Origin of the sequence: Pseudonocardia sp. (assembly GCF_029263155.1) — a bacterium.
Lineage (GTDB): Bacteria > Actinomycetota > Actinomycetes > Mycobacteriales > Pseudonocardiaceae > Pseudonocardia.
In genome coordinates, this window is the sequence record NZ_JAJCYB010000055.1 from 1 (window position 1) to 11,307 (window position 11,307).

Here is an 11,307-nt window from a genome sequence, read left to right on the forward strand (position 1 = left end):
ACACGTCCACCCGCCGGGCCTGTTTCGCGGTGCGGTGTCGGGTGGTGGCGCCGTCGGTGTCGACGGCGAGGATGGCGCGGCGCAGGGCGGCGTCGAGCTGCGCCCAGGTCTGCCCCGCCGCCCGGGTCAGCACCCGGTGCTGCACGGCGGCGGCGAGGTCGTCGTCGAGGTGTTCGACGCGGTCGCAGATCAACCGGGCCCGTGAGGGGTCCAGCTGTCCGGTTTCGAGGAGGTCGCGGGTGGGGCGCAGCACCCCGTCCAGGCGCACCGCCCGGGCCAGCCGGGCGTGCGCCGAGCCCCGCGACACGGTGACCGCGAGGGCGATCTCGTCGGCGGCCCACTGCCGCACCTCCGCGGCGGGCACGGAGGGGTGGTCGGCGGGGCGGGCGGCGAACTCGGCCAGCACCGCGGCCTGCCGCGCCGCCGCCCACGCGGCCAACCTCTCGAACCCCACCACCGCATCCACCAGCTCGGCATCCGACAGCGCGGCCAGATGCCCGGTGGCGAAGTCGAGTTCGGCGGCGAACACCCCCGACGGCGGCGTGTCCGCCATGGTGGGCGGTGGCTCGGCGGCGTCCCGTTCGGGCGCGTCCGGTTCGGGCGCGTAGGGCGCGGCGACGGATGGGAACATGTGTTCTACTGTACCGCCACTGAGCTGCACGTTTGGTACCGTCGACCGATGGAGGTCGACCACTCGGCGACCCACCACCGGACGGGAGATCGACGCCGTAGGGGAGCGGCCGACCCGACCCCCTACGGAGATCGAGGAGGGTCATTCGGTGGCAAGTCGATCCGTACCGCAGGCGCGCCAGCGCCGAGGAACGGAATCGGCGCGGCAGCACATCGGTAGAAGCCGACCACCCCCACCCGGAACGGAACGGTTCACCCGACCCACCAGGCGGCCGCCGAGGCACTCGAACCCCCGGCCCGCCCGACACTCGCGGGCGCCCGGCGCGGGTCGATCGGATCCAACCACTCCGGAGCACACCGGGGATTCCGACGCGCCCCCTGCGAGATGTCGCCGCCCCGGCCGGGTGGCTGTGCGGATCCACCGCCCGTCCCCGACACCGATCCGGAGGTCCTGTCGACAGGCGCCCGCTACCGGCCGGGGCAAGCATGCCCCGGCCGGAGGAGTGGCCGCCGGCCGGCCCTCAGCGCGGGGCCCTGTTGTCGTCGGCCGGAGCGGGATGCTGCAGGCGCAGGAACTCCAGGTGCCGCTCGTACTGGTCGAGCACGTCGTCGATCAGCTGGGTGTGCGTGTAGCCCATCACGTCGTAGCCCTGCCCGCCGTCGCTGAGGTGCACCTCGAGGCGGGCGTAGTGGTCGTGGCCGACCTGGGCGCCCCGCCCGTAGGCCGGGATCGGCACCTCCCGGGGCCAGATGCAGTACCGGAACGGGTGCTCGTCGTCGCCGGTGTCGGCGCGCAGCTCGACGTAGGTGACGCCGTTCTCCTCCAGGGTGTGGGCCTGCGCGTCGACGCCCTGCTGCTGCAGCTCGCCCGCCACCTCGTGCAACGCGGGCAGCGCGACCTCGTCGAGGTACTCCCGCCCGCGCTCCGGACTCGGGTAGGCCAGCGCCCGCGTGAGCCGCCGGCGCCACGACATCGGGTGCGGGTGGGTCTCGTCGGCCGCGCTGCTGCGCCCGGAGAACCGGCCCGGCATCGCGCGGTCGAGGCTGTCGGTGCGGTGGGCCTCCACCCGCAGCGCCCGGTACAGCCCGATCATGACCAGCACCAGGACGAAGGCGAAAGGCAGACCCATGATCACCGTGGCGTACTGCAGGGCGAAGATGCCGTCGACGCCCAGGATGGCGAGCGTCAGCGCCCCGGTGGCGACGGCCCAGAAGATCCGCAGCCGCGGGCTCGCGTCCTGGTCCACCGACCGCAGGTGGGACGAGAGGTTCGCCATCACCAGCGCACCCGAGTCGGCCGAGGTCACGTAGAACAGCAGGCCCACGACCGTGGCCAGACCGGCGACGAACGGGAACGCGGGGTACTCCGCGAGCAGCGCGTAGAAGCCGCCCTCGGGGCTGGCCGCGGCGGCCTCGGTGAAGGTCGCGTTGCCCGTGCGCACCTCGTCGATCGCGGCGTTGCCGTAGATGCTGATCCACATGACGATGTAGCTGAACGGGATGATCATGGTGCCGGCGACGAACTGGCGGATGGTCCGGCCGCGCGAGATCCGGGCCAGGAACAGGCCCACGAACGACGCCCAGGCGACCCACCAGGCCCAGAAGAACAGGGTCCAGAAGCTCATCCAGTCGCCGGTGTCCTCGAAGGCGAAGGTCTGCAGCGTCATGTCCGGGAACAGCCGGACGAAGTCGCCGACGTTGAGCACCGCGGCGTTGAGCAGGTACGCGGTCTTCCCGGTGACGAGGATCCAGACGGCCAGCAGGATCGCGAGCAGGACGTTGAGCTGGGAGAGCCGCTTGATGCCCTTGTCGACGCCGCTGACCGCGGACACGGTGGCGACGCCGACGGCGATCACCAGCAGCGCGGCCTGCACGGCCAATCCCTGGGGCAGCCCGAACATCACGTTGAGCCCGACGTTGAGCCCGACGACCCCGATGCCGAGCGAGGTCGCGACGCCGAAGATCGTGCCCAGCACGGCGGCGATATCCACCGTGTGCCCGATCGGCCCGTCGATCCGCTTGCCGACCAGCGGGTAGAGGGCGGACCGCACCGCCAGCGGCAGGTTCATCCGGTACGCGAAGTAGCCCAGCGCCATGCCCATCAGGGCGTACATGCCCCAACCGCTGATGCCGTAGTGGAACAACGTCCAGACGGTCGCCTCACGGGCGGCCTCCACGGTCTCCCCCTGCCCGGTGGGCGGGGTGAGGTACTGCACGACCGGTTCGTACACCGCGAAGAACATCAGATCGGTGCCGATGCCGGCGGCGAACAGCATGGCCGCCCACGCCCCGGTGCTGAACTCCGGACGCGAGTGCTCGGGGCCGAGCCGGACGCTGCCGTGGCGGGAGATCGCGATCGAGATCACGAAGATCAGCACCGCGGTGGCCAGCGCGATGTAGTACCAGCCGAACCACTCCGACACCCAGCCGACGAGAGTGCCGAGGGTCTCCTCGGCACCGGTCGGCGCGATCAGCGCCCAGAGCGTGACCGCGAGGGTGCCGACCGCCGAGCCGACGAAGACGATCCGTTTGACGCGGGGCGCACCCCGCCCCGGTCCGGGCGTGTTCTCCTGTGGCAGCGCCGGTTCTGCGACGGTGCTCATGAGGTTGCTCCTGTCTTCTCGGTCGGGGCGGTGCTGCGTGGGTCGCCGGACGGGCGGAACGGCGTCGTGGCCCGGAGGCGGGGCGCGTCCGGACGCACCGTCAGCCGACGACCCGGGAGCAGGAGGGCCACCCGCCCGCCGTCGGCGCGGCCGCGGGGCAGGCGCCGGGCGGCGTCGCACCGCGTGCCGGCTGTCGACAGCTCATGCATCACGACTCCGCGGAGGTTTGGACGTCGCCCATCGTTGATCGGACTTTCCCACACGGGCGGGTTCGCCGACAGGGCCGAGACGGCACCCCGCACACGACTGTGATCGATCCTGGCGAATGCCCCAGCGTGCGCGACCGAATGGCGGACACGCTGGTGGGGGCCGGCCGGAGAGGTCCGGTGTGGACACGGCCTCGGGCCGCCGCCGCGATCCGCCGCCCCAGCACCCGTAGCGGCGGGCCCGGGTCGGCCACGCAGCGGGCGATGTCGGGCTCCACCTCGGTCAGCACGTGCACGGTGCCCAGGCCCGCGGCCTGCTCACGCCGCAGGGACGAGCGGCCGCAGACCGTCGCCACCGGTACCCCCGCCGACCGGGCGGCCGCGGCCACCCCGGCCGGCGCCTTGCCGTGCAGGGTCTGCTCGTCCACCGACCCCTCGCCGGTGATGACCAGGGCCGCCCCGCCGAGCCGCTCGCCGAACCCGACGAGATCCAGGACGACGTCGATCCCGGTGCGCTGTTGCGCCCCGAGCACGGTCAGCGCGCCGAAGCCCACGCCGCCCGCTGCGCCCGCGCCCGGCCGGGCCCCGTCCGCCCCGAGGACCGCGGCCCACCGCGCCAGCGCCGCGTCGAGCACGCGGACCTCGCGCGGGCCGGCCCCCTTCTGCGGGCCGTACACCGCGGCGGCGCCGGTCGGGCCCAGCAGCGGGTTGTCGACGTCGCTCGCCAGCACGAAGCGGGTCCCGGCCAGCCGCCCGTCGAGGCCGGACAGGTCGATGCGGTGCAGCCGGGCGAGCGCCGCGCCGCCGTCGGGCAGCTCGGCCCCGTCCGCATCGAGCAGTCGGGCGCCCAGCGCGGCGAGCATCCCCGCCCCGCCGTCGGTGCATGCGCTGCCGCCGACACCGAGCACGAGCGTCGTCGCGCCGGCGTCGAGTGCGCCCCGCACCAGCTCGCCCGTGCCCCGGCTGGTGGCGCGCAGCGGCGCGGGGCCCGCCGGTAGCTGCGCCAGGCCCGATGCCGTGGCCAGCTCGACCACCGCCGTCCCGTGCCGGATCGCGAACCGGGCCCGCACCGGGTTCCCGGTCGGGCCGCACACGGTGACCGGCACGGGCCGGAACCCCGCCGCGACCGCTGCGGCCACCGTGCCCTCCCCGCCGTCGGCGACGGGCAGCTCCACGGCGTGGCGGCCCGCGTCCCGCACACCCGCCGCGAGGTGGCCCGCGACCTCGGCGGCCGTCGCCGAGCCCTTGAACTTGTCCGGTGCGACGAGGATGTGCCCCATCAGCGCAGCGGGATCGTCGCGGTGGGGGCGTGCGACGCGGTGCTCGCCAGCTCCTCGAACTCGGCCACCGAGTCGATCTCGGTGCCCATCGCGATGTTGGTGACCTGCTCCAGCACCACCTCGACGACGACCGGCACGCGGTGGGTCGCCATGAGCTCGCGGGCCCGGGCGAAGGCGCCGGCCAGCTCGCGGGGGTCGGTGACCCGCAGCGCCTTGCAGCCCAGCCCCTCGGCGACCGTGACGTGGTCGACGCCGTACTTGCCCAGCTCCGGGGAGTTGACGTTGTCGAACCCGAGCTGCACGCAGTAGTCCATCCCGAACCCGCGCTGGGCCTGGCGGATCAGCCCGAGGTAGGAGTTGTTCACGACGACGTGCAGGTAGGGCAGGTTGAACTGCGCGCCGACCGCCAGCTCCTCGATCATGAACTGGAAGTCGTAGTCGCCCGACAGCGCCACGACCGGCGCGTCCGGGTCGGCCACCGCGACGCCGAGCGCGGCCGGCGCCGTCCAGCCCAGCGGCCCGGCCTGGCCGCAGTTGATCCAGTGCCGCGGCCGGTAGACGTGCAGGAACTGGGCGCCGGCGATCTGCGAGAGCCCGATCGTCGAGACGTAGCGCGTCTCCGGCCCGAACGCGCGGTTCATCTCCTCGTAGACGCGCTGCGGCTTGACCGGGATGTCGTCGAAGTGGGTGCGGCGCTGCATCGAGCCCTTCCGCTCGGCGCACTCGCGCACCCACGCGTCCCGCTTCGGCAGGACGCGCTCCCGGGCCGCGGCCAGGATCCGGCGCAGGAACGCGCCCGCGTCGGAGACCACGCCGTAGTCGGGCGCGAACACCCGGCCGATCTGGGTGGGCTCGATGTCGACGTGGACGAACGTGCGGCCCGCGCGGTAGACCTCCAGGCCGCCGGTGTGCCGGTTGGCCCAGCGGTTCCCGATGCCGAGCACGAAGTCGCTCGCGAGCAGCGTGGCGTTGCCGTAGCGGTGCGAGGTCTGCAGTCCGGCCATGCCGGCCATCAGGGGGTGGTCGTCGCCGATGGTGCCCCAGCCCATCAGCGTCGGGACGACGGGGACGTCCAGCAGCTCGGCCAGCTCCACCAGCTCCGCGGACGCGTCGGCGTTGACGATCCCGCCGCCCGCGACGATCAGCGGGCGCTCCGCCTCGGCCAGCAGGTCCAGCACCTTCTCGGCCTGGGCGCGGGTGGCCGCGGGCCGGTGCACGGGCAGCGGCTCGTAGGTCTCGACGTCGAAGTCGATCTCGGCGAGCTGGACGTCGATCGGCAGGTCCAGCAGCACCGGACCGGGCCGGCCCGAGCGCATCAGGTGGAAGGCCTGCGCGAACGCGCCCGGCACCTGCCCCGGCTCCAGGACGGTCATCGCGAGCTTGGTGACCGGGCCCGCGATGGCCGCGATGTCGACGGCCTGGAAGTCCTCCTTGTGCAGCCGCGCGACCGGCGCCTGCCCGGTGATGGCGAGGATCGGGATGGAGTCGGCGGACGCGGAGTACAGGCCGGTGATCATGTCGGTGCCGGCCGGTCCCGAGGTCCCGACGCAGACGCCGATGTTGCCGGCCGCCGCGCGGGTGTAGCCCTCGGCCATGTGCGAGGCACCCTCGACGTGGCGGGCGAGGACGTGCGTGAGGCCGTGACCTGTGGCGATGGCGTCGGCCCGCATCGCGTCGTAGAACGGGTTGATCGCGGCGCCGGGCAGGCCGAACACGTGCGTGACGCCCTCCCTGCGCAGGATGGCGACGGCGGCGTCGATGGCGCGCATGCGGGTCATGGCGTGTTCTTCCTTCCGGACAGGGATTCGACCTGCAGCAGCAGCGCGCTGTGGTCGAGGGAGCCGTGGCCCTGGGCGCGTAGGGAGGCGACCAGCCCGGCGACGTGCGCGCCGAGCGGGATCGCGACACCGGTCTCGCGGGCGGCGGCGGTGACGATGCCGAGGTCCTTGTGGTGCAGGTCGACGCGGAAGCCGGGGGCGAACTCGCGGGCGCGCATCCCGGCGGTCTTGCGGTCGAGCACGGCGGAGCCGGCCAGCCCGCCCGCGAGCACCGTCGTCGCGGCGTCGGTGTCGACGCCGTGGGCCTCCAGGAACACCAGCGCCTCGGCGACGAGCTGGATGTTCCCGGCGACGATGAGCTGGTTGGCCGCCTTGACGGTCTGCCCGGCGCCGGCCGGTCCGACGTGCACGACGGTGCCGCCGACGACGTCGAGGTAGGGCCGGGCGGCCTCGACGTCGGCCGCCTCCCCGCCGACCATGATCGACAGGGTGGCCTCGACGGCCCCGGCCTCGCCGCCGCTGACCGGGGCGTCGACGACGCGGACGCCGTGCTCGGCCCCGGCGTCGGCGACCCGGCGGGCGACGTCGGGACGGATCGTGGAGCAGTCGATGTGCAGGGTGCCGGGCTTGACGTTCGGGTGGATCTCCAGCGCCAGCGCCTCGACGTCCGGGCTGTCCGGCACCATCGTGATCACGACCTCGGCCTCGCGGACGGCGTCGACGGTGCTGGTAGCGGCGCGGCCCCCGGCCGCGACGAGCCGGTCGAGCGCCGGGCGGGACAGGTTGTGGCCGACCACGTCGTGGCCGGCGGCCACGAGGTGGGCCGCCATCGGGCCGCCCATGATGCCGAGCCCGATGAACGCGATGGTGGTCATGACGAGGACTCCCTGTTCGGGGCCAGCCAGTCGAAGGCGGCCGCGCTGGTGGTGGTGGGCGTGTACTCCAGGCCGACGTGGCCGGTGTAACCCGCGTCGGTGATCGCGGCGACGTGGCGGCGCAGGTCGAGCGAGCCGGTGCCGGGCTCGTGGCGGCCCGGGGCGTCGGCGATCTGGACATGACCGATCCGGGCGGCGTGCGCCGGGAGCGCGTCGAGGTCGTCGCCGTTGACGGCGAGGTGGTAGAGGTCGGCCAGCAGGGCGAGGCCGGGGACGCGGTCGATCACGGCGAACGCGTCGGCCGCGGTGCGCAGCGGGTAGCGGTCGGCACCGGAGAGCGGTTCGAGCACGACGGTCGCGCCGATCCGGGCCGCCTCCCCGACGGCGAACGCCAGGTTCTCGGACGCGAGCTCGTCCTGGCCTGCGGCGCCGTCGATGCGGTTGCCGTGGAGCGCGTTGAACACCGCCGTGCCCAGCCGCTCGCCGATGCCCACCGCGACGGCCACGGAGTCGCGGAACTCGCTCTCCCGGCCCGGCCAGGAGACGAGGCCGCGGTCGCCGGCCGGCATGTCCCCCGCGGCGAAGTTGAGCCCGGTGAGGCGCACGCCGGCGTCCTCGATCGCGGTCACGAACGCGTCGACGTCGGGACCGGTGGGGGTGAACGGCCACCAGAACTCGACCGCGTCGAAGCCGGCGGCGGCCGCGGCGGCCGGGCGCCGCAGCAGGGGCAGCTCGGTGAACAGGATGGAGCAGTTGACGGCATAGGAGATCGCCATGGGAGCCCTCCAGGGGCGTGCGGTGTGTTGCAGGAAGGCCACCTTCATGCCATCTCGTTGCGTGAAGGTGGCCTTGCTGCAATGGGGTGGGGCGGCGGGGCCCGGCTACTGCGCCGCGGTCCAGCGGTGCGCCAGGTCGGTTCGGCCCGTCTCGGTGGGCCTGCCGTGCAGGCGCAGGCGGGCCAAGCCGCCGTCGGGGTGGATGTCCAGGCGTACCCGGTCGACGGGACGCGGGTCGGCGAGCACGAAGCGGTGCCGGGTGTCGGGCCGCAGCGGTACCCGCGGGAGCAGGTCGAACCACTCCCCCGCGCCGACGCGCCCCCGCAGCGACGCCTCGCCGGGCGCGTTGTGCAGGAACCAGCTGGTGTCGAGCTCGGCGACGGTGATCGTGCCCTCGGCGGCGAGCGCGAGCTCCACCCAGTCGTTGCCGTCGTCGCGGCGCCGCGCGGTCTCCCAGCCCTCCCCCATCGAACGGGCCGGCCCGGGCAGCAGCAGGTTGTTCGGCGAGCTGTAGAACAAGTTCGAGCACCCGGTGACGACGCCGCCGTGCTCCAGCGCCGCCAGGTCCACGGTGCCGAACGCGTCGAGCAGCGCCGGGTCCGGCACGGCCTCGCCGTGCACCCGCAGCCGGGCCACCCCGCCGTCGGGGAAGATCCGCAGCCGGACGTGGGTGACCCGCCGCGTCGAGTCCACGGCGAACGCGTTCTCGGTGTCCCCCGTGAGCGCCGTGCGCGGGAGGAGTGGGGCCCAGGCGGCGGACGCCAGCTCGTCGACCGACGGGTGCCCGTCGACCGCGACGCCCTCGACCGACGCCTCCGGCGGGTAGTTGCCGGTGAACCAGGAGGTGTCGATCACGACGCCACGGACGACCCCGGGAGCGCCCAGCCGCACGATCGCGGCGTCGTGGCCGGGTTCGCGGCGGCGGCGGGTCTCCCAGCCGTCGTAGACCTTGCCCTGGGGCCCGAAGGTGCTCGGGTCGAACACCGCGGGTCCCGGGGTGATCAGGTTCTGGCGGGCGGCGAAGGCGTCGTCGTTGGCGTACACCACCGAGCCGCCGAGGTGGCGCACCGCGAGATCGGGCAGTCGCCGGAACTCACTCATCTCGTCCTCCTCGCCCCTGGACCCGCCGATCAAGGGCGGATGGCGGTCTCTCGAACTCGATGGGCGACCTTCTGCCCTTGATCGCGGCGGTGCGGGCCATCGGTGGTTCTCCTGTCGGGTCAGCAGGCGGCCGCGGGGTGGGGTGTCGCCCACCGGTCCGCCGTTCACCGGGGCGCCGCGCAGCCAGGTCACGCGGACCCGACCGTGCAGCTCGCGACCGGCGTAGGGGGTGATCGGGTTGCGGTGGTGCAGCGCGCCGACGGTGAACGTCTCGTCCGGGGCGAGGACCACCAGGTCGGCGTCGTAGCCGGCGGCGATGCGGCCCTTGCGGTGCAGCCCCACCAGCGCGGCGGGCCGCTCGGCCATCCAGCGCACGACGTCGGCCAGGTCGTGGCCGCGGCGGCGGGCCTCGGTCCAGACCACCGGCAGGCTCAGCTGCAGCGACGCGATGCCGCCCCAGGCGGCGCCGAAGTCGCCGCACGAGGAATCAGCAGGGTCGAGCTTCTTGAGCTCCGGCGTGCACGGCGAGTGGTCGCTGACGACCATGTCGATCGTGCCGTCGGCGAGGCCGGCCCACAGCGCGTCGCGGTTGCCCGCCTCCCGCACCGGCGGGCAGCACTTGAAGCGGGTGTCGCCGTCGGGCACCTCCTCGGCGGTGAGCGCCAGGTAGTGCGGGCAGGTCTCGACGCTCACCCGCACGCCCTCGCGCCGGGCCGCCGCCAGCATCGGCAGCGCACCCGCCGAGGACAGGTGCACGACGTGCACCCGGGCCCCGGTCTCCGCGGCCAGGCGCAGCAGCCCGGCGATCGCGGAGTCCTCGGACGCGCCCGGCCGGGAGGCGACGAAGTCGGCGTAGCGCGGCCCGGCCGCGGCCGTGACCAGCGCACCGTCCTCGGCGTGGGCGATCAGCAGCCCGCCGAACGCGGCGACCTCCCGCAGCGCGGGCGCCGGGTCGAGCAGGGCTGCGAACTCCGGCACCCCGCTGTCGATGAGGAAGCACTTGACGCCGAACACGCCCGCCTCGTGCAGCGCACGCAGCTCGCCGGCGTTGCCGGGCACGGCGCCGCCCCAGAACCCGACGTCGACGGCGCACTGCCCGTCCGCGGCCGTGCGCTTGACCTCCAGCGCCGCCACGTCGACGGTGGGCGGCAGCGAGTTCAGCGGCATGTCGACGATCGTGGTGACGCCACCGGCCGCCGCCGCCCGGGTCGCCGAGGCGAACCCCTCCCACTCGGTGCGGCCCGGCTCGTTGACGTGCACGTGGGTGTCCACCAGCCCGGGGATCAGCACCTCGTCGGCGCCGAGCACGACCTCGCGGGAACCGGCGACGGGGGTGTCCCCGGGCAGCACCGCGACGATCCGCTCGCCCTCGACGACCACGGCCGCCGGCTGCACGCCGCCGTCGACGACGGCCCGCCGGGCCCAAAACACGGTGATCACGTCGGCACCGCGGGACGGAGCACGACGGCAGTGTTCGCGACGGCGGTGTTCACGACGGCTCCCCCGGTCGGTCGCTGGGCCGGCCCGGTTGCCCGTGCTCGCCCCCCACCGGGGTGATCAAGGGCAGATGGTCGTACGAGGTGATCCACAGGCAGCCATCTGCCCTTGATCGGCGGGGTCGGGGTCGGGCTCGGGGCCCCGGTCAGCGCGGTGGCGGCGGTCATGGCTGCTCCCGGTACGCGCGCCAGCTCGCCAGTGCCGTGATGTCGGTCAGCTCGGGGACGACGTGCGAACGCCGCAGGATCATCGCGAGCGAGCCCGACCCGTCGGCCAGCTCGATCACGCCCAGCTCCAGGCCGTCCGGCTCGCCGGGCAGCAGCACCTCGCGCAGCTGGTCGTAGGTCAGCTCGTAGACCTCGCCCTGCACGGCCGCGCCGCCCGCGCCGACGTCCTCCAGCGCCGGGTAGCGGCCGCCGACGGCGTGGAAGCGGTACCGCGGCGCGGTGGTGGTGGCCGCGACGAGCGGGGCGCCGCCGACGAGGTGGTGGTCCGCCCCGCCGGCCATGGCGGTGCCGTTGAGGAACATCCGTGGCACGTCTCGCTCCCTTCGAATTCGGC

Annotated in this window: 8 protein-coding genes and 1 pseudogene; all 9 read right to left on the reverse strand. The window is 74.1% G+C overall.

Annotated elements, in window-relative coordinates; translation table 11 throughout:
- Nucleotides 1–631 (reverse strand): DUF222 domain-containing protein (locus tag Q1K26_RS10700; RefSeq protein ID WP_300009907.1); only part of this gene is annotated, 631 nt, incomplete at its 3' end.
- 520 nt (nucleotides 632–1,151) lie between these two features.
- Nucleotides 1,152–3,233 (reverse strand): choline BCCT transporter BetT, encoded by a 2,082-nt coding sequence (betT, locus tag Q1K26_RS10705; RefSeq protein ID WP_300009910.1) that lies wholly within the window; start codon nucleotides 3,231–3,233, stop codon nucleotides 1,152–1,154.
- Nucleotides 3,234–3,441: 208 nt separating this feature from the next.
- Nucleotides 3,442–4,719, reverse strand: a complete 1,278-nt coding sequence (locus Q1K26_RS10710; RefSeq protein WP_363320461.1) for a glycerate kinase — start codon at nucleotides 4,717–4,719, stop codon at nucleotides 3,442–3,444.
- Entirely contained in the window at nucleotides 4,719–6,497 is a 1,779-nt protein-coding gene (gcl, locus tag Q1K26_RS10715) for a glyoxylate carboligase (RefSeq protein ID WP_300009913.1), read from the reverse strand. Before gcl ends, Q1K26_RS10710 begins: the two co-directional genes overlap by 1 nt.
- Nucleotides 6,494–7,372: a 2-hydroxy-3-oxopropionate reductase gene (locus Q1K26_RS10720; protein ID WP_300009916.1), complete on the reverse strand. Its 879-nt coding sequence runs from the start codon at nucleotides 7,370–7,372 to the stop codon at nucleotides 6,494–6,496. Before Q1K26_RS10720 ends, gcl begins: the two co-directional genes overlap by 4 nt.
- Nucleotides 7,369–8,148, reverse strand: a complete 780-nt coding sequence (locus tag Q1K26_RS10725) for a TIM barrel protein (RefSeq protein ID WP_300009919.1) — start codon at nucleotides 8,146–8,148, stop codon at nucleotides 7,369–7,371. The genes Q1K26_RS10720 and Q1K26_RS10725 overlap by 4 nt, the downstream gene beginning before the upstream one ends.
- A 105-nt stretch (nucleotides 8,149–8,253) precedes the next feature.
- A complete protein-coding gene (alc, locus tag Q1K26_RS10730) occupies nucleotides 8,254–9,249 on the reverse strand; it encodes an allantoicase (RefSeq protein ID WP_300009967.1) in 996 nt (331 codons plus the stop codon).
- Nucleotides 9,250–9,360: 111 nt separating this feature from the next.
- Nucleotides 9,361–10,689 (reverse strand): annotated as a pseudogene (gene allB, locus Q1K26_RS10735) (allantoinase AllB); the annotation flags it as partial.
- 220 nt (nucleotides 10,690–10,909) lie between these two features.
- Entirely contained in the window at nucleotides 10,910–11,284 is a 375-nt protein-coding gene (locus Q1K26_RS10740) for a gamma-glutamylcyclotransferase (RefSeq protein ID WP_300009922.1), read from the reverse strand.
- Nucleotides 11,285–11,307 lie beyond the last annotated feature (23 nt).

Bases quoted from the DNA above. Each gene is read 5' to 3' on its own strand.
- betT (WP_300009910.1), bottom strand. From the start codon at position 3,233: ATGAGCACCGTCGCAGAACCGGCGCTGCCACAGGAGAACACGCCCGGA.
- Q1K26_RS10710 (WP_363320461.1), bottom strand. From the start codon at position 4,719: ATGGGGCACATCCTCGTCGCACCGGACAAGTTCAAGGGCTCGGCGACG.
- gcl (WP_300009913.1), bottom strand. From the start codon at position 6,497: ATGACCCGCATGCGCGCCATCGACGCCGCCGTCGCCATCCTGCGCAGG.
- Q1K26_RS10720 (WP_300009916.1), bottom strand. From the start codon at position 7,372: ATGACCACCATCGCGTTCATCGGGCTCGGCATCATGGGCGGCCCGATG.
- Q1K26_RS10725 (WP_300009919.1), bottom strand. From the start codon at position 8,148: ATGGCGATCTCCTATGCCGTCAACTGCTCCATCCTGTTCACCGAGCTG.
- alc (WP_300009967.1), bottom strand. From the start codon at position 9,249: ATGAGTGAGTTCCGGCGACTGCCCGATCTCGCGGTGCGCCACCTCGGC.